Source organism: Photobacterium arenosum (genome assembly GCF_014841115.1).
Lineage (GTDB): Bacteria > Pseudomonadota > Gammaproteobacteria > Enterobacterales > Vibrionaceae > Photobacterium > Photobacterium arenosum.
Map to the genome: position 1 here is coordinate 1 of NZ_JACYTP010000008.1, position 17,540 is coordinate 17,540.

Here is a 17,540-nt window from a genome sequence, read left to right on the forward strand (position 1 = left end):
GAAGGTGCCAGATCTGCCGAGCCGCCCATGAATTCAGGCAGGATTTTGCCGAAGGCTTCCAGCGCGTTCTGAGAAGCTTTACGGGAAGCGATGTTGGCCGGGTTGGCCTGCAGATCGGCAATGGTCTGGCTGGTTGCTTTTTCCCACTGTGCCGGCAGTTCACCGTTCACACGGCGTTTGAACTCCGCAGCCAGTTCCGGATGTGCAGCTTCATACGCGGCCAGTTTTTCATTCCATGCGGCTTCTTTGGCGGCACCTGCTTCTTTGGCGTCCCACTCAGCGTAAACGTCGGCAGGGACTTCGAACGGACCGTGCTGCCAGCCCAGGAATTCACGGGCTGCTGCGATTTCATCGTGACCCAGCGGGGCACCGTGGCAGTCGTGAGAACCGGCTTTATTCGGCGAACCGAAACCAATGATGGTTTTGGTACAAATCAGGGTTGGGCGTGGGTCGGCTTTTGCCGCTTCGATAGCCGCGTTGATGGCGGCCGCATCGTGGCCGTCAACCGCAGGGATCACGTGCCAGCCGTACGCTTCAAAACGTTTTGGCGTATCGTCGGAGAACCAGCCTTCCACGTGACCGTCAATTGAGATGCCGTTGTCATCCCAGAAGGCGATCAGCTTGCCCAGGCCTAGCGTACCGGCCAGCGAGCAGGCTTCGTGAGAAATACCTTCCATCAGGCAGCCGTCGCCCAGGAATGCATAGGTGTAGTGGTCAACCACATCGTGGCCGTCACGGTTAAACTGTGCGGCCAGTGATTTCTCAGCAATCGCCATACCTACAGCATTGGTGATGCCCTGACCCAGCGGGCCTGTGGTGGTTTCGATGCCCGGCGCGTAGCCGTACTCCGGGTGACCCGGTGTTTTTGAGTGCAGCTGACGGAAGTTTTTCAGATCGTCAATTGCCAGCTCGTAGCCGCTCAGGTGCAGCAGGGAGTAAATCAGCATAGAGCCGTGGCCGTTGGACAGCACGAAGCGGTCACGGTCAGCCCAGTTCGGGTTTTGCGGGTTGTGATTGAGGTGGTCGCGCCACAGCACTTCCGCGATGTCCGCCATCCCCATCGGGGCGCCCGGGTGGCCGGAGTTGGCCTGTTGTACACCGTCCATACTCAGGGCACGGATAGCATTCGCTAATACTTTACGATCCATAATAAATTCTTCTTACTCAATACAGGTTGGTCATAAAACGAGTGAGAGCAGCTCAGTTGCTGCTCTCAAATAGAAACGGGATTACAGACGCGCTTCGATCATGGTTTCCAGCTTACCCTGGTCGATCGCGAAGTTACGGATCCCTTCCGCCAGCTTCTCAATCGCCATTGGATCCTGGTTGTGATCCCACAGGAACTCCGCGTGGGTCATAGGCGCCGGACGCACTTCAGAAGCCACATCAGCAGAGAGCTTCTGTACCACTTCGCCTTGTGCTTCAGACAGCTCCTGCAGCAGCTGCGGGCTGATGGTCAGGCGGTCACAGCCGGCCAGCTCCAGGATTTCACCGGTGTTACGGAAGCTTGCGCCCATCACCACAGTGTTGTAGCCCAGGGCTTTGTAGTAGTTGTAGATAGCCGTGACTGACAGCACGCCCGGATCTTCAGACGCTTCGAAGTCACGGCCTTCTTTGGCTTTGTACCAGTCCATGATGCGGCCAACGAAAGGCGAAATCAGGAACACACCGGCTTCGGCACAGGCGCGGGCCTGAGCAAAAGAGAACAGCAGAGTCAGGTTACAGTTGATGCCTTCTTTTTCCAGCACTTCAGCCGCGCGGATCCCTTCCCAGGTCGAGGCCAGTTTGATCAGGATGCGGTCGTTGCTGATACCGGCATCATTGTACATTTTGATCAGCTTGTGGGCTTTGGCCACGCTGGCTTGGGTGTCGTAGGACAGACGAGCGTCCACTTCAGTGGAGATACGGCCCGGTACCACATTCAGGATTTCTTTACCGATGTTGACCGCCAGCTTGTCGCCCGCGTCTTGGATTTGTTGTGCTTTATCGTTGCTTTGTGCTTTGGCATACGCAATGGCATCGTCGATGAGCGGCGCATACTGTTCAATTTCAGCAGCTTTCAGGATCAGGGAAGGGTTGGTGGTGGCATCTTGCGGTTGATACTTCTTAATCGCTTCGATGTCGCCGGTATCGGCAACAACAGTAGTAAGCGCGCGCAGCTGTTCCAGTTTGGTGCTCATATCTCTTGTCCTTTGCTGTGTTTATGCAAACGTTAAGTTTGGCCTGTTGACTGTTCTTTTGAAGCCATGTCCGGTGCTCTGAACATATGGATCGAAGCAAAATATTTGATGTCCCGATGATTAAATTTTTCTGTGTCGATGTCAATCGCGAAGCCCAATTCGAGCGGTTTTGTCAAACATTTTTTCGGTCACTTAGCTCAAGGATAAAGCGAGCATAGAAATGTACGCTGTAGTGGCTCAAGAAAACAGGTGTGGGCATATGTTTCCCTGTCGTTTTGTTGCTTGTTTGCCCGCTGCGCAGGTGTGGTGAGAATGTGGCGATCATTCAGGATGAGACTGTAAGACTTTGATCAATATAAAGTCATTACTCGATATCGACAGTTTGCTGCTGGCGGCGAATTTCGTCACAAAGAGCAGATAAGGCTTGTGAAACCGCATCAAGCGCAGATTCTGATGGGATTTGCGCAGCTTTCAATTGCATTTCGATTATCTTGGCACTGTGGCTGACCTGCTTTGCACAAAGACTGGCGGAGGCCCCTTTCAGGGTATGACTGAGTAACATTGCCTGCTCCAAATCGTTTTCCTCGATGGCATTGCGGATCTTCTGGTCGTAGTCATGGTGATCATCTGCGAAAATGGTAAGAAAGTACGTAATCATTTCTTTATCTTGATCAAGCATTTCCAGCAGTTCTTCCATGTCAATTTGTGTGATCTGATTTAAATCGAATGCTGCATGACTTGACGGTAACTCAGCTTGGTTAAGAGATGATAAAGAGTCGTGCAGGATAGACTGATCCCGAAAATCGGGTTGTTTAAATGTGTGTTGGCGCAGATAGGCCATGTAGTCTATACGGTGGCGAAAGCGTTGAAGTGCATCCAGTAATTTTCGTTCGTCGAGAGGTTTGGTGATAACACAGTCGACCCCTGCATCCAGCATATTCTTCTGTGTTTCCTCAAACGCATCTGCGGTACAAGCGAAAATCGGGACAATGCAGAAAGGTTCGGGCAGGGAACGAATTCGCCGGGTCGATTCCAGGCCGTCCATCACCGGCATGTGATTATCCATAAGGATCAAATCGTAGGGTTGGCGCTGCATCATTTCCAATGCTTCCAGTCCGTTTTCCGCAGTGTGGGTATGAAATCCCCATTGTTGAAGAAAACTTTCCATGATCAGGACGTTGAGGTGGTTATCTTCAACAACCAGTACGTGCAGACCGGCAAAGGCTTCTCTGTCGATCTCGATGTTTTCGATTAACTCTTCCTGAGGGATCCCCGTATCAAGGCAGAGGTTGACGGTAACAGATGTTCCAGCGCCAGGCTCACTGCTAAGTTCGACATTGCCGCCCATTAATTCTGCCAGCTGTTTGACAATACTCAACCCGAGCCCGGTGCCGCCATAGCGCCGGCTGGTAGAGACTTCGGCCTGAGCAAATGGATCAAAGATGTGGGCCGTTCGCTCTGGCTCTATGCCAATGCCTGTATCTTCGGCCACAATCGTCAGTTGTTGTTGTTGCCCTCCGGTGAGCAGAGCCCGCCTCATACGCACTCTGACATGGCCTTTGTCTGTGAATTTAATGGCGTTGCTGATCAGGTTAAACAGAATCTGGCGAATACGGGATTTGTCGGCGTAGAACCAGGTTTCCTGATCAAAGCCACAATCAATATTGAAAGCCAGGCCTTTCTCTTTCGCCAACGAGTAATAGGTGCTTTCAATAGTGCCGACCAGATCAGTAAAGCAGAAATGAGTTTTATCCAGTTTCAGCTTGCCTTGCTCAATTTTAGAGAAATCCAGAATATCGTTCAGCAATGACATCATATGCTTACCTGAATCGAGCAGAGTGTTCAGGTGATGTTCTTGTTCTTCCGTTAATTTGGTTTTCAGCAACAGTTGCGACAACCCCAGCATCCCGTTCATGGGTGTGCGTATTTCATGGGACAAGTTAGCCAGAAAGGCAGACTTGGCTTTATCCGCCGATTTGGCTTTTTCCAGCGCCTGATTGAGCCGCTTGGTATCAGCTGAAATTTTATCAGCTCCTTGATTAAGCGCATCATTGAGTAACTGAAATTCATACGGACCCTCAAAGGAGGGATTGGGCTGATAATCCCCTAAACGGAACTGAGAGGCAAAGCGAGTCAGCTTTGCTATAGGCCCGGTAATGCGTTTGGTGAGGGCGATGGCAAGTAAGAGGATTAATACACTGATCATAGCCAGCGCAAGCAGGAAAAAATGGTGCAGTTCATCAATAGTACCGATGACGCTATCTTGTGAGGTCACAGTGATCAGCGACCAGACGGGCATGCCTTCAGCATCATTGATCTGCGATGGTACAACAGCTGCGATCATCGCTTTATCTTCATCATCGTTGTAATTGTTGATGCCGGATATGAACGGTGAGAAAGAGGACATTGCTCCTGATCCTGCAACTAAACTGGCTTTGTAGAATTGCCTGAAATGATGCAGAGACTGTTCAGTGGCATGACTGCTGAGTAGCAGCTTGCCATCAATATCGGTCAGATAAACATTGTCGGTTGGGGCGACTTCATTGCCCAGTTGTTTAAGCTGCTGTTTGATGTCATCCATTTTGTATTCGATCAGCAGGAATCCATCAGGCTGGTGTTCGATTTTTTTTGCCAGAAAGACAATGGCCTCACCATTTTTGATCTGGGGACGGGAGATGTAGGTATTATCCTTGGCCAGCGTTTTTTCGATATTCTCTAAAGCCGGGGTATCAATGTTATTAATGGTCAACCCTGCATCTGAGCTCGCATTAAGATAATAATGACCGCCTTTCTCACGCACCTGATGCATAGCTGCAAAGGAAGGGTCGGTTTGCCCGAAATTATGAAAAAACTGGCTAATTTGTTCAGGAGGACGGGAAAAAATAGGGGAGTGACTTAATAAATCCAGATTTTTCAGTCGCAGATTGTGTGTCTGATCCAGGCTCTGGGCCACGATATTATTGCGGGCATTAATGCCGGCTGCAATTCTGTCCAGCGCGACTTCATTGAGTTTTTCACTGCTGATCCAGCCATAGATGTAAGCAGGAAGAATACCGACCGCAAGCATGCTGACTAACAAAATGGGCTTGATTCGATTGGGGACTATCCTTATCACCACAATACCTCAGAGTTTTTATGTAACTTGTTAATAAAGATTACGTACTGAGATTATATGCCAAAGTGAGATGGGTGAGTGAAGCTGAGCTAACAAAAATGATCTTTTTGCATGGTCTGTTTGCCGTTTCAACAGAAAAAGCGGGCTGAGTTAGTTAAGCAATTGTTCCAGCGTTAATGGCGAAGCCATGATTCCCAGCTGTTGAGCGGGTGTTAAGCCATTGCGATCTTGTCGGCACAGGTTATGCCAAGCCCGGTAAATATCCAGCAAAGGAAGTAACCCCCCCGGCCGGGCTTTTCTTCTGGGTTCATCAACCAACTGCGCAAATTGCTGATAAAATCGCTGCTGATACTCATCCACTTCGCGGTGAGTCGCAAGTTGCAGCCATCTGGCTTCATTGTTTTTTTCGCCGCCTAAATGGCAGATACCTTTGCCGACCTGATCAAACCGGGTAAATGCCCACCGGTCTCGCCACCATCCCAGTAAAACGATGTCGATACGTCCTGCGGCATTGCCCTGCGGCCAATCCGGATCTTCTTCTACATAGACAGGCTCAATAGTGCCGGAGCGAATTCTGTTCAGAAACACAGACAGACAAGCTGAACGTAACAGAGGCTCTTGCGGCATGAACAGCATGAGCTGAGTGTTATCACTCACTTGTTCATTAAGCTGTAGAAAATGCGCGTAAACCGCATACTGAGGCCTGATCAGATTACCTTTGGCCGGGAAATGTTCAATGTTCTGGTCACTGCTTGGATCTTCCAAATGCGGCCTTGATAGCACTTCTCGGTATTTTGCATCGACTTTCGCCAGTAAGCCCTGAGGGGCAGCCTGCGCTGCTGTCGGTGCGCTATTTTCCTGTCTGGCTAGGAAGCGGGCATTAGGGCTGTAAGGATCATGCAGCGTATCGGGTGTGCCTGTCTGTTCCGGGTGATAGTTAATGTGCTGGCTGAGTACATAGCCGGAATTTGCTTCGCAACTGGCAATCCAGTAAACGCCATTAGCAGCATGTGGCTGAAGCGGGTTGAGTGTACAGGCCAATGCCAGTTGTGATTTGTGTTGTAACAAACGGGCATCAAACACCGAAAGTTGCCGACGGCAGCGGCTGGCAATGTGGTTCAGTTGGTCGTAAAACGTTTTTGGATTCATACCAAGCCGCCGGCAGATATCCCGAATGGGGTGACCGGTAAACAGCAGGGCGAGCAGCTTTTGCTGAATCTGGTGTTTGGGATTAAAGCCAGACCATCTGTCGACAAACGTCGTCTGACAATTTTTACAGCGATAACGCTGACGATCACCACTGTAGCCAAAGGCATGATAAAGGTGGCGATGTGTCAGTACGGGTAAACCCAGATTGTCACAGTCCAGATTATTGCAGGCAGGTAAGCCGTTACTTTGCTGTAATTTCAGGTAACGCCACTCTGCAATGACATTTTTATTGCTGATAAGGGGAGGAAAGGCGCCGCATTCTTTGCAAATGAATGCAGGACGGTTTGGATTCGTCCTCTGAATGATATAGTCGTCTGGGTTCCGGGAACCGAAGTTTTGGCAACGTACGGTTTTGCAATGATTCAACTGCCAGTGTCCGCTGGCTGGCGGCAAGGTTGCAGAGTGTTTTTGATTTGTCATCATGCTTGCCACCCTCCTCGTGTACGGACTATAGCGAAAACATGCCTGGAAAAAGGTGCCGAGTCATTACTGCATACGATGACCCGACACCCATTAGTTGGCCCAAACTGCCAGGTATAGCATTGCCGCCCGGGTAAACCCGCTTCAAATTGTGTAAGACGCCACATTTTACCAATTTTTGAGCTGCGACAGGCAAATTCCCTGATTGAGCTGACTAATCCTTTACTAAGGCGGAGCAATGGCGCCGGCCTTATAAGCGCAATCCGGCCTGTATATGACAAACCGGATCAGATGCATCAGATAGTGATCGCTGTTTCCAGCGCAACTTGCATCATGGAGTGGAATGATTTCTGACGATCTTCAGAACTCAGGTGCTCGCCACGGGTAATGTGGTCAGACACAGTCAGAATGGTCAGCGCTTTCGCACCCAGCTCTGCTGCAACACCGTAAATACCGGCGGCTTCCATGTCGACACCCAGAATATTCAGCTTGTTCATCTTGTCGAACAGGTCGGCTTCAGGGCTGTAGAACAAATCGGCAGAGAACACGTTGCCGACACGTACCGGCACGTTTTGCTCACGCGCCTGGTTTACCGCTGTTTCCAGCAGGTGGAAATCGGCAATGGCGGCAAAGTCATGGTTGTTAAAACGGATGCGGTTTACTTTGGAGTCGGTGGACGCACCCATAGCAATCACGATATCCATCAGTTTGATGTCATCGCTCACTGTACCGCAGCTGCCGATACGGATGACGTTCTTAACACCGAAGTCTTTAATGAGTTCGTGAACATAGATAGAGCAGGACGGGATACCCATACCATGGCCCATCACAGACACTTTCTTGCCTTTATAGGTGCCTGTGTATCCAAACATGTTGCGTACATTGCAGACTTCTTTGGCATCTTCCAGATACGTTTCTGCGATCAGTTTCGCACGCAGCGGGTCACCTGGCATCAGTACTGTTTCTGCGAAATCACCAAATTCGGCATTGATATGCGGGGTAGCCATAGCGGACTCCTGACAAGTTATTCGTTTTAAAAAATTATGAGAAGAAACGTTCAACCACTGCTTGGTATGCCATACCACCCAGATAAACACCCACAATCCCCATGATGCCAGACAGTACTGGCGGAGCGGGTAGTGGCAGTTTTACTGCACTGAAAAAGAGACCGACAACGACTCCTGCAATAGTTGCAAGCAGAATCTCGTTCATGTGTTTACCCTCTGTCTGTATGTCGTACTCAAGTGGTACGTCTTATCTGAAAAAACATCAGCACAGCAGTGGCAGAAACTCAATGAGAGCCAGTTAAGAACTGTTGCTGAATCAGGGGGCCAGTCTAGTGAAGTTACCAAGAGCAACTTTTGAAGTTAGTCACATTTTATTGATTGTTCAGCCATCGATCCAGAGTTATTTACCAAATCTGTTGAAAACAGGAGGTTAATCGTTTGCGTTTTATTGTGGCACTGAGTTATTCAACATGATGAATAAAACCGTATTTATTAGTATAAACATAGATGTAACAGCACCTTGAGTGAGTTTTTCTTACTTTTGAGGAGTAGGATAAGGTTGTTTAATTCATGAAACGGGTAAAAATGGATGTAATCGATATCATTGCTTTGCGTAATTATTTCAGGCGTGTGAGGCAGGAAAGAAATTCACAGGCAGAGATAACTATCTGCTTGTTTTTAAGATGTGTTTAGTTGGCGAAAATAAGGATATGGGCTATTGATTAATTGGGCACAGTCTGCAACGACAGTTTTCACTCTTTTGCTACGAAGGAACGTTAATATGAAGAAATTGATGCTATCAGCGGCGCTTGCATTGTTAAGCCTGCCAGCCAGCGCTGAAATTTTAGGTTTATCTGTCGGGGCCAATGCCGGTGCATCCCGCCTGGAGTATGACGGTAACTCTGATTATGGCTATGAATACGGGGTTAATGCGTCTTATCAGGTCACCAGTATTTTTAGTGTCAATGCCGGGTTAGCCATTGGTAGTGCGGAAGTGGATTCATCGTTGTCATCGGCAAAAAATGATATTGATTATACCTCTGTGCCGCTGACACTTCAGGCCGATATTCCACTGTTGGTGGGTAGTGTTTATGCCAGAGCCGGCACTAACTATTACGATGTTGATCGTAAATTGTCCGGTGTGACACACAAGGATGATGGCTGGGGATTTGCCGGCGGGGCCGGTTTCGTGTTGGGTATTATACCTTTGCTGGATTTGACACTCGGCTATGAATACCGGGATATGGGAGATGTTGACAGTAACGCTATCCTGTTGAGCGTAGGATTCGGATTGTAACCGTCATTGAGTGCTAAAAAAGCGCGAAAACAGTAGCGAGATCAACACCTGTTCAGCCCGCAACCCGTATGGTGTTCTGTTTATGGGGTTGTTTATCCGGGGAGCAGTCAGGATAAGCAACGCCCGATCGCGGTGGAGGCATTCATGACCAATTTTGAACGATATGAGAAAACCAGTCAGGCTGTTTTTCTGGCGCTGTCGGAATGTGGTCCGGTGCAGGATTACTGGCGAACTAATCAGGTACGGCCGGATTGCCAGGCGTTCATTTTGCGAGGTCTGTCCCGCTTGTTACCGCTGCGACAGAATGTTTTCAGAGATGCCATTGCTCCCTGGCTTGAAAATGCACAGCAGGCGCTGCAGTCTCCGGGCATGCCAGTTTCCCAATTATTGAAGAATGTCACTTATCCTTTTCCGTGCCGAGTCGACATTCAGGGTAATTTTCTGCCCTGCTGGGTGTGGGGAGAGTCAAAACATCTATTGGTGATCAGTATCATTGAACCCAGAACCGGGCAGTTTGGTTCTCCGCGAAATGTACCCGCTGAACGTTTAGTTGACAGACACAGATGGTTTGATGCCCAGGTGATAGACGGAGAGCAGGATTGTATCAGCGCAGGGCAAACCCATTTTCATCAGTTCGTTCAGCCTGACATGAAAAGCGATGAGCCAAGCGTCATCGATGCGATACGTCACCCCAATAGGCGTACCCTGAATCCGATCCTCAGTGTGACTTTAATCGCGATGATCGTTGTTGTATTTACCTGGGTGGTGACATCTCACCTTGGTTTTTGATCTGAGACAGGCAGATTTTCAGCGCCTTGAGGCTATCGGGGTAGCGTAAGCAGGACTTCACTTTAACGCTGAATTCGTTACTATGTCGCCAGATCGACAGACCCAAGCGTTTACTCCGTAATTGTAAGGAAAACCATGCATAATCTTTCTTTGTTATCGGCTTCCGAGAAAAACAGTATTGAACTTGATAAGCAGGCGGCTTACGCCGTTTGGCAGTTAAAAAACGGCAAAGCCGGGCCTGAAGTGTTCTTTAATCAGGCGGAAAGCATTTCCGATGATGACGAACGTGCTTTCTATGAAAAAGCCGTTGAGAAATACAAAAACCAGATGGGCATGGCCTGACAGCGCCTCAATTTAACGCATGGCTTTTTTCACTATCTTACTTTTGTTGATGGGGATCGGCATGACTTCGCTGGCCGTGAGCGCGCCGATCACAATCAACGCCATAGCGATCATTGTTTGCCCGGTGAGGGGTTCGGAAAAGAGTGGAATCGCCATCAGTGCTGCTAACACTGGCGTAAATGCCCCCAATGCGGCACTCATTTCCGCCCCCAGCCGTGAAATGGCTAGGGTATAACACAGGCTGGAAACTATCCCTACGCCGACTCCCTGAACCAGAAAATGGTACATCACTTCCTGAGAATCCACCGACAGCAAATTAAACGTCATTGTCTGGCTGAGAAAGCCTGTCAGTAGCAGACCACACCCTGATATTGCAATCACAGCCGCCCCTTCTGTTGCCGACAGGCCAGAGACGCGCATGGCTATAGTAAACCAGGCCCAGCTAAAACTCGCCAGTAACAAAATGGCATAGCCAATCAGCATGCCGGGCTGCCCGCCAGCCAGCGATTTGGCGACAAAGCACACCACCCCCAATGCGATAAACACTAAACCAGCCCGGCGCATAGGTGAGAGAGGTTCGCCAAAGCAGACGACGGCAATACCTGACACAAGAAGCGGTAAGATGCCCGGAATCAAAGAAGCACCATCCGCAACAGGAACATAATGTAAACCGTACCCGGCAAGAAGCAGGTAGGGTAGCCCGGCTCCCCAGCATATCAGCGCTAAGTATCGCTTTGGGGTCTGAAAAATGTGCCTGACTTTATGCCGGCACAACCAGCCAAACAGCAGGGCAGCAGGAACAAAGCGTATCAGGGCAATATCGGCAATCGTCAGATCTGACTGGCTGGAGGCCCGTAGTGAAATGAAAAAACCTGACCAGATCATTAAAGTGACCGTCATGGCTAACAGTCCGGTCAGCATAGCGGGCGTGTTCTTTTGCATCAGCGTAATCCTTGCGATTGAAGTGACTTCAGTATCCGCAAAAGCACGCGATAATAGTTGGCAAACTTAACTACCCATTTCTTCTATATTGGTTAATTTTTCCAATTTTATTTAAATTAGTGATTTATTTTACTAACTTGTTCTTAGTGATGAGTAACAAACAGACGGGATGCGGGCGTGATGGATAAAAAAGATAAGCAGATTCTGACTGAAATACAGCGCGATGCACGTCAAAGCACCGCTGAGATCGCCGATAAGGTTGGCCTGTCGGTGTCACCTTGTGCCAGACGGATAAAGAAGCTGGAATCCGATGGCATTATCGCGGGATACCAGGCCACCCTCAACAGACAGAAGCTGGGACTGATGATGACTTTTTTTGTCAATGTCAGCCTGAATAATCACAGGGATCAACCCATTGATGAGTTTGAACTGGTGATGTCCGGTATGCCTGAAGTGATCAGCGCGCATGTTATATCCGGAGCACACGATTATCTGTTAGAAGTGGTCGCCAGAGATTTACCCCATTACGAAGCTTTCATTCGCAAACTGCAGACCCTGACCATGGTTAAAGATATCCATACCAACCTGGCTATCCGAACAGTCAAAACCGGTCAGCAACTACCGATCTAGCAGCGCTTTTCAGTCAATAATGTCAATCTTTTGTACGAATTTCTTAAGTTTTCCTTAAGAAACGCGAGTCATATTGTATCTTTAAACTTGATGTAAAGGTTTTTTCTGAATTGGTGATGACAAAAAAGTGCTTAACCTCACAGATTGAAATACTTGATCGCTTGTAAGCGGAAGCAACATCATAACTGGGTTTTTGCAGATTGTAGGCAGAGCAATATTTCACTATTTTCGGCCGTCTTAATGACTAAGCAAGGAACACTATGAAACCGGGTAACACTGGGTTGGTGCGCATCGTGAAAGCGGCGGGCTATTCGGTACAGGGACTGAAAGCCGCCTGGCAGCATGAAGCGGCTATCAGACAGGAAATTATTTTGCTTGTTGTCTTAACAACCATTTCATTTTTCCTGCCTGTCACTTTTATCGAGCACATTTTGCTCGTTGCCAGTTTATTTCTGGTTGTGATCGTTGAGCTGCTGAATTCAGCGATTGAGGCTGTGGTAGACCGAATTGGCAGTGAAATTCATGAGTTAAGTGGCCGCGCTAAAGACATAGGCTCTGCGGCGGTATTTATTTCTTTGCTGCTGGCCGGCGGCATCTGGCTGGCGATCATCCTCAAGCTGTTTTGGTAATCCTTTGGTGATACCAAATATTTGGATCTCTTTGTAATGCAAAAACTTAAACCTATAACCGGGGTGATGTTTCCCATCGCCCTGTTTGCTCTGCTGTCACTTATTCTGCTCAGTGTGTCCCGCGTTGTGCTCACCCTCTGGCAAATTGACCACATTACCGGTTGGCAAGACTGGGCTTCGATCCTGTTACAAGGCGTCAGAGTGGATGTCTCTACGCTTTGCTGGTTGTTGATTCTTCCTTCGCTGTTATTGGCACTGTTGCCAACCCAAGGCTTTCTGGGCCAGATATGGTTGTTCATTCTCCGGCTATGGCTGGTGGCGGGCTTGTGGATTCTGGTTTATATGGAACTGGCGACCCCAAGTTTTATTAGCGAATATAATTTGCGCCCGAACCGCCTGTTCATTGAGTATCTGGTTTATCCGAAAGAAGTCTTCAGCATGTTGTGGGTGGGTTATAAGCTGGAGCTGGCTGTCGGGCTGATTGGTTCGGTATTAACCCTGTACCTTGGTTGGTTGCTCAGCGGCTATGCTGTGCGTGATCTGGATGCTCCCCGCTGGTACTGGCGTCCAGTGCTGGCTATTTCTGTCGTGGCCCTTGGTGTGATGGGCGCGCGTTCAACATTCCAGCACCGGCCGCTGAATCCGGCCATGGTGGCGTTTTCTACCGATCCGCTGTTGAACGATCTGACACTGAATTCTTCTTATTCTGTTATTTTTGCTGCCAAGAACATGGCCTCTGAAAAGAACGCGGAAGCGTTTTACGGAACAATGCCGTTGGATGACATTATTGAAACCGTGCGTGCGTCTTCTGGTCGTCCGGAAAGTTTCATGCCCGGCGATATTCTCACTCTCAATACCAATGCGCCAACCGTTGAAGGTAAGAAAAATCTGGTGATCCTGCTTCAGGAAAGCCTGGGGGCACGTTTTGTCGGCGGTTTAGGCGGCCTGCCGCTCACGCCGAATCTGGATGCCCTGATGCAAGAAGGCTGGAACTTCACTCAGGTGTATGCCACAGGAACACGCTCAGTACGTGGTATTGAAGCCATGACAACCGGTTTTACGCCAACGCCTTCCCGTGCCGTTGTGAAGTTAAGTAAAAGCCAGACCGGGTTTTATACCATCGCAGGGTTGCTGGGCCGCCAGGGATACCACACCCAGTTTATTTATGGCGGGGAAAGTCATTTTGACAATATGAAGTCTTTCTTCCTGGGCAATGGTTTTGAAGATATTGTTGATTTACCTGATTTCGTCAATCCTAAGTTCGTGGGCTCCTGGGGCGCGTCGGATCAGGATTTGTATCAGATGGCAGATAAACAGTTTACTAAGCTGCATCAAACCGGTCAGCCTTTCTTCAGCCTGGTATTCACCAGTAGTAATCACTCACCGTACGAATTCCCCGATGGTGAAATCGAGCTGTATGAACAACCTGAACATACCCGTAATAATGCGGTGAAGTATTCCGATAAAGCCTTAGGTGAGTTTTTCGCCAAAGCCAGGCAATCTGAATACTGGAAAGACACGGTTTTCATTGTCATTGCCGACCATGATGCCCGTGCTGAAGGTAATGTACCGGTTCCGGTTGACCGCTTCCACATTCCGGCGGTCATTCTGGGCGAGGATATTCAGCCTCGTCAGGACGATCGCCTGGCCAGCAATATTGATATGGCCCCTACTTTGTTGTCGCTGATCGGTGCTGATAACACATCACCTATGATTGGTCATGATTTGACCAAAGAGGTCGCGCCGGAATATCAGCGGGCAATGATGCAGTTTGATAAGAACTTCGGCTATCTGACCAGAGACAAACTGGTCGTGCTGCAGCCGGGCAAAGCCGCCATCGGCTACCAGTACGATTTTAGCCGGCAGACACTAACGCCATCGGGCATTTCTGAGCAGGAATCTCAGCGTGCGCTGGCCCATGCCTTGTTGGGTGGCAAGCTCTACAGGGAAGGGCGTTATCGTCTGCCGCCGCAGACGGATCAACAGCAAGCGATGGCAGTGAGCCACTAAATGACTGAGCCGCCTTTGAACAGGCGGCTTTTTCTTTTTGGTGATTGTGTGTCACAAGGAGTAGATTGGACACTACGGCTGAGCATCAAATTGGTGCTACGCTGAACCTGAAATGCGATTATCGGCATTAAGATAAGGGAGTATTTATGACAGCGGTTTGGATTATCGCCATCATTTTTGGTGCGCTTATTGTCCAGCAATACCTTCGCCTTCAGGCGAAACAGAAGGACAGGGATCGACTGGCCAGCCAGGAAGCGGAAGCCTTGAGAGCGGAAATGACTGAACTCAGAGAACGGCTATCCGTACTGGAAAAAATAGTGACCGACAAGGGTTATCAGATTAAAGAAGACATAGAAAAACTGCCTTAGCAGATTAAATGATCACGTGCGCCCCGACCATGGACTGGCTCAGGTTATGTTCCAGTTTGTCCAGTAACGGGCCGGATCGCATCAATATCAACTCCGCTTCTTCCGAGTGAACAAATTGCCCCTGAGATGCAGCGTTGCCTAGCTTAACGATCTCGAGCAAGGCATCGGCTAAGTGTTGATTGATAACGTTTTCTTTTGCCAGCCTGTGCAGCCGCGCGGTCAGAGAATAACGGCTTGAGCGCAGATCTGGCTGATACCTGCGAACGATTTTTTCTATTTCTACCCGTAAGGCGGTAAAGGCAAGGGCTGCATCCACACCCTGATACCCACTGGGTTGCTCTGAGTCATCTATTTCCGCGGCAGCCTGCTCAACTTTTTCCAGCACGTTTTTCATTTCAACTTTGATTCCCCCCGGCAGTTCCAGCGATTTCAGGTAAGGAAATACCCAGGGCAGAGTGGCTAATACCATGAGTACAATCGTGATGGCATCGACATCGACGGTGTCGACAAACACATGGGTATATGCCAGAACCAGAAAGACGAGGGAAAACGCGGATGCAATGATCATAACAGCCTTCCTTGCTAATAAAGTTCTCACTATCTAGTGGTTTATCACCACGTTAAATGAATGGATAGGGTGAGAAAAGGTGTAAATTGGTCAGCGATGTTTACAAATGTAGCAGGAAAAGGCTCATTACACGTGTTTCATATAACGGCCGGGTGTGATGCCCATTGCACTTTTGAAATGGCGGTGAAAATGGCTCTGGTCGTGAAATCCAGCCTCTGCGGCGGCATCTTTAATCGAGAGTCCGCGTTTGAGCATGTGTCTGGCCAGTCTGAGCCTGGCCTGTATCTGATAGGCGTGCGGCGGTAAACCAAATTGGCGTTTGAAGGCCCGTACCAGACTGAAAGGCGTCATGCAGGCCAGCGCCGCCAGTTCTGTCAGGCTGATCGGCCATTGCGGGTACTCATCCAGAAATTCTTTCACCAGATACAACGATTGTGCTGAACTTTTGGCAGGTTGGATATTCAGCCGGGAACCGCCATGTTTGAGTACCAGTTGCGTCAGTGTGGTGTAGATCAGGGTTTCTCTGAGCAGGGTATCCTCAGAATGGTCCAGCGTATTGAACAAATGACGTAAACTGGCGGCTAATTTATCGTCTTTCACCACAGACTGCCGAAAGTAAGGCGCGCCGTATTCAGGTTGCCCTAAATCCTGACTGATTTGCTCAAAATGCTGGGGTAACGGATACAGGGCGCGATAACTCCAGCCCGTTTCTGTGGCGGAATAGCCAGTGTGGATCTCGTCTGCGTTCACCAGAATAATGGTGTTTTGTGGGGCCAGATGCTCGGCGCCGTTGTGGTAAAAACCTTGGGCACCTTCGCTGATCACACCGATACAATACCCTTCGTGAGAATGGCGGGAGAAAGTCTGCTCAATATAATCAGCGTTCAGATATTCCAGGCCATCCAGTTCATCCACCTGCCCGTATGTGATCTTCGCTTTCTGCCTGCCCATTATTCTGTCCTTGAATACCCCATGTTACCCGGCACTTTATCTCAATTGCCCGCTGAGTGTTTTGTACGAAATTGTCTTTTTCCTTATCAGCTGGTGTGAGCAAGGCTGCCTAAACTCTGTCTACCGCTATGCCTTTTTCGGCGAAATCATGCAGGCTGCTTTCTGACAGGGCTTTGTCAGTGATGACTTTGTCAAAGCTGCTGATGTCGAGTGCATGGAAGGTCGCGACTTTACCGTATTTTGACGCGTCTGTGACCAGATAATTGATTTTGGCTGTCGCGACGATAGCCCGTTTCACCGTCACTTTATCTTCATTGGGGGTCGATATCCCGCGTTGATTCCAGGATGACGATGAGATGAAGGCCATATCCACATTCATTTCCCTTAACAGGGACACCGCTTTGTCTCCCACACAGGATTGGTTATGGCGATCCACTTTGCCGCCGGTGTGATAAAGCATGCAATCTGAGTGCGCCATCAGATACGCGGCGATGGCGAAATCATTGGTGATCACGGTCAGATCATCCCCGTGGTTCAACTGGTGCGCGATTTCCAGCGTTGTGGTTCCAGCATCCAGATAGATTGTACTGTGTGGCTTGATATAGCTGGCCGCATGCTGTCCGATTCTGGCTTTCTCATCCCGTTGCCGGGCAATTTTATCGTCGTGGGGCAGCTCGATGTGAATCGACTCTGACAACTGTACGCCACCAGAGACTGACATTACCCGGCCATCGGCCTCCAGTTTGGCAATATCACGACGGATGGTCATGTGAGACACATCCAGTTGTTGGGTCAGCTCACTGATGCTGATGACTTGTTGGTTTCCTAATAAGGCCAGGATGGCGCGTTGACGTTCAGCAGGAATCATAGGGGTTTTTCGCTCACACTGATCAATAACGGCATCAAGTCTAACACGTTAACGTGTTACTGATGTGAATTTTTGTTAGGCATGGTGAGAATGTGTGAAACATAACATGCTGATTCTTATGAGGTAGGTGTGAAATTACTGATTTTTTCACCTGGAAGATCAGATCGGAGGTGTTTGTTGGTGTTAATTTTTGTGACAAGCTTGGCAGAATGATC

At 49.1% G+C, this 17,540-nt stretch carries 17 protein-coding genes; 7 read left to right on the top strand and 10 right to left on the bottom strand.

What is annotated here, in order from left to right; translation table 11 throughout:
* From IFO68_RS13115 to IFO68_RS13140, 6 genes are all read right to left on the bottom strand, one after another.
* On the bottom strand, nucleotides 1–1,148 hold a 1,148-nt coding region (locus tag IFO68_RS13115), incomplete at its 3' end, for a transketolase family protein (protein ID WP_272872730.1).
* Between the two features lie 81 nt (nucleotides 1,149–1,229).
* The gene (gene tal, locus IFO68_RS13120; protein ID WP_192016313.1) at nucleotides 1,230–2,180 is read right to left on the bottom strand and encodes a transaldolase; all 951 of its coding nucleotides are present in this window, start codon (nucleotides 2,178–2,180) and stop codon (nucleotides 1,230–1,232) included.
* A gap of 364 nt (nucleotides 2,181–2,544) precedes the next feature.
* Nucleotides 2,545–5,295, bottom strand: a complete 2,751-nt coding sequence (locus tag IFO68_RS13125) for an ATP-binding protein (RefSeq protein WP_336510276.1) — start codon at nucleotides 5,293–5,295, stop codon at nucleotides 2,545–2,547.
* A 150-nt stretch (nucleotides 5,296–5,445) separates the two neighbouring features.
* A complete protein-coding gene (locus tag IFO68_RS13130) occupies nucleotides 5,446–6,927 on the bottom strand; it encodes a lactate dehydrogenase (RefSeq protein ID WP_225445222.1) in 1,482 nt (493 codons plus the stop codon).
* Nucleotides 6,928–7,220: 293 nt separating this feature from the next.
* The gene (gene deoD, locus IFO68_RS13135) at nucleotides 7,221–7,931 is read right to left on the bottom strand and encodes a purine-nucleoside phosphorylase (RefSeq protein WP_027254273.1); all 711 of its coding nucleotides are present in this window, start codon (nucleotides 7,929–7,931) and stop codon (nucleotides 7,221–7,223) included.
* A 34-nt stretch (nucleotides 7,932–7,965) separates the two neighbouring features.
* Complete coding sequence (locus IFO68_RS13140; protein ID WP_036760236.1) at nucleotides 7,966–8,136, bottom strand: XapX domain-containing protein; 171 nt, start codon at nucleotides 8,134–8,136, stop codon at nucleotides 7,966–7,968.
* 576 nt (nucleotides 8,137–8,712) lie between these two features.
* Between IFO68_RS13140 and IFO68_RS13145 the strand changes: the two genes are divergently transcribed.
* The 3 genes from IFO68_RS13145 to IFO68_RS13155 all read left to right on the top strand — a co-directional run bounded on the left by IFO68_RS13145 (nucleotide 8,713) and on the right by IFO68_RS13155 (nucleotide 10,359).
* Nucleotides 8,713–9,228, top strand: coding sequence for an outer membrane beta-barrel protein (locus IFO68_RS13145; RefSeq protein ID WP_192016314.1), 516 nt, complete (start codon nucleotides 8,713–8,715; stop codon nucleotides 9,226–9,228).
* Between the two features lie 144 nt (nucleotides 9,229–9,372).
* Nucleotides 9,373–10,017, top strand: a complete 645-nt coding sequence (locus IFO68_RS13150) for a hypothetical protein (protein ID WP_192016315.1) — start codon at nucleotides 9,373–9,375, stop codon at nucleotides 10,015–10,017.
* Nucleotides 10,018–10,152: 135 nt separating this feature from the next.
* Nucleotides 10,153–10,359: a DUF3283 family protein gene (locus IFO68_RS13155; RefSeq protein ID WP_192016316.1), complete on the top strand. Its 207-nt coding sequence runs from the start codon at nucleotides 10,153–10,155 to the stop codon at nucleotides 10,357–10,359.
* Between the two features lie 12 nt (nucleotides 10,360–10,371).
* Here the strand turns inward: IFO68_RS13155 and IFO68_RS13160 are convergent, their stop codons facing one another.
* A complete protein-coding gene (locus IFO68_RS13160) occupies nucleotides 10,372–11,301 on the bottom strand; it encodes a DMT family transporter (protein WP_225445223.1) in 930 nt (309 codons plus the stop codon).
* 180 nt (nucleotides 11,302–11,481) lie between these two features.
* Between IFO68_RS13160 and IFO68_RS13165 the strand changes: the two genes are divergently transcribed.
* From IFO68_RS13165 to IFO68_RS13180, 4 genes are all read left to right on the top strand, one after another.
* A complete protein-coding gene (locus IFO68_RS13165) occupies nucleotides 11,482–11,931 on the top strand; it encodes an Lrp/AsnC family transcriptional regulator (RefSeq protein WP_192016317.1) in 450 nt (149 codons plus the stop codon).
* A gap of 260 nt (nucleotides 11,932–12,191) precedes the next feature.
* Nucleotides 12,192–12,560 carry a diacylglycerol kinase gene (locus IFO68_RS13170; RefSeq protein ID WP_192016318.1) on the top strand — a complete coding sequence of 123 codons (369 nt, stop codon included), beginning with the start codon at nucleotides 12,192–12,194 and terminating at the stop codon, nucleotides 12,558–12,560.
* A 36-nt stretch (nucleotides 12,561–12,596) separates the two neighbouring features.
* Nucleotides 12,597–14,570, top strand: a complete 1,974-nt coding sequence (locus IFO68_RS13175; protein WP_192016319.1) for an LTA synthase family protein — start codon at nucleotides 12,597–12,599, stop codon at nucleotides 14,568–14,570.
* A 146-nt stretch (nucleotides 14,571–14,716) separates the two neighbouring features.
* Nucleotides 14,717–14,938 carry a hypothetical protein gene (locus tag IFO68_RS13180; protein ID WP_192016320.1) on the top strand — a complete coding sequence of 74 codons (222 nt, stop codon included), beginning with the start codon at nucleotides 14,717–14,719 and terminating at the stop codon, nucleotides 14,936–14,938.
* 4 nt (nucleotides 14,939–14,942) lie between these two features.
* Here the strand turns inward: IFO68_RS13180 and IFO68_RS13185 are convergent, their stop codons facing one another.
* The 3 genes from IFO68_RS13185 to IFO68_RS13195 form a co-directional block, all read right to left on the bottom strand.
* A complete protein-coding gene (locus IFO68_RS13185; protein WP_192016321.1) occupies nucleotides 14,943–15,506 on the bottom strand; it encodes a DUF4145 domain-containing protein in 564 nt (187 codons plus the stop codon).
* A 126-nt stretch (nucleotides 15,507–15,632) separates the two neighbouring features.
* A complete protein-coding gene (locus tag IFO68_RS13190) occupies nucleotides 15,633–16,457 on the bottom strand; it encodes a helix-turn-helix transcriptional regulator (protein WP_192016322.1) in 825 nt (274 codons plus the stop codon).
* Between the two features lie 109 nt (nucleotides 16,458–16,566).
* Nucleotides 16,567–17,325: a DeoR/GlpR family DNA-binding transcription regulator gene (locus IFO68_RS13195; RefSeq protein WP_192016323.1), complete on the bottom strand. Its 759-nt coding sequence runs from the start codon at nucleotides 17,323–17,325 to the stop codon at nucleotides 16,567–16,569.
* Nucleotides 17,326–17,540: the final 215 nt, after the last annotated feature.

Excerpts from the sequence above, each read along its gene's own strand:
- IFO68_RS13155 (WP_192016316.1), top strand. The coding sequence starts at position 10,153 with ATGCATAATCTTTCTTTGTTATCGGCTTCCGAGAAAAACAGTATTGAA.
- IFO68_RS13145 (WP_192016314.1), top strand. The coding sequence starts at position 8,713 with ATGAAGAAATTGATGCTATCAGCGGCGCTTGCATTGTTAAGCCTGCCA.
- IFO68_RS13130 (WP_225445222.1), bottom strand. The coding sequence starts at position 6,927 with ATGATGACAAATCAAAAACACTCTGCAACCTTGCCGCCAGCCAGCGGA.
- IFO68_RS13185 (WP_192016321.1), bottom strand. The coding sequence starts at position 15,506 with ATGATCATTGCATCCGCGTTTTCCCTCGTCTTTCTGGTTCTGGCATAT.
- IFO68_RS13165 (WP_192016317.1), top strand. The coding sequence starts at position 11,482 with ATGGATAAAAAAGATAAGCAGATTCTGACTGAAATACAGCGCGATGCA.
- IFO68_RS13150 (WP_192016315.1), top strand. The coding sequence starts at position 9,373 with ATGACCAATTTTGAACGATATGAGAAAACCAGTCAGGCTGTTTTTCTG.
- IFO68_RS13140 (WP_036760236.1), bottom strand. The coding sequence starts at position 8,136 with ATGAACGAGATTCTGCTTGCAACTATTGCAGGAGTCGTTGTCGGTCTC.
- IFO68_RS13160 (WP_225445223.1), bottom strand. The coding sequence starts at position 11,301 with ATGCAAAAGAACACGCCCGCTATGCTGACCGGACTGTTAGCCATGACG.
- deoD (WP_027254273.1), bottom strand. The coding sequence starts at position 7,931 with ATGGCTACCCCGCATATCAATGCCGAATTTGGTGATTTCGCAGAAACA.
- IFO68_RS13175 (WP_192016319.1), top strand. The coding sequence starts at position 12,597 with ATGCAAAAACTTAAACCTATAACCGGGGTGATGTTTCCCATCGCCCTG.
- IFO68_RS13190 (WP_192016322.1), bottom strand. The coding sequence starts at position 16,457 with ATGGGCAGGCAGAAAGCGAAGATCACATACGGGCAGGTGGATGAACTG.
- IFO68_RS13180 (WP_192016320.1), top strand. The coding sequence starts at position 14,717 with ATGACAGCGGTTTGGATTATCGCCATCATTTTTGGTGCGCTTATTGTC.
- tal (WP_192016313.1), bottom strand. The coding sequence starts at position 2,180 with ATGAGCACCAAACTGGAACAGCTGCGCGCGCTTACTACTGTTGTTGCC.
- IFO68_RS13195 (WP_192016323.1), bottom strand. The coding sequence starts at position 17,325 with ATGATTCCTGCTGAACGTCAACGCGCCATCCTGGCCTTATTAGGAAAC.
- IFO68_RS13170 (WP_192016318.1), top strand. The coding sequence starts at position 12,192 with ATGAAACCGGGTAACACTGGGTTGGTGCGCATCGTGAAAGCGGCGGGC.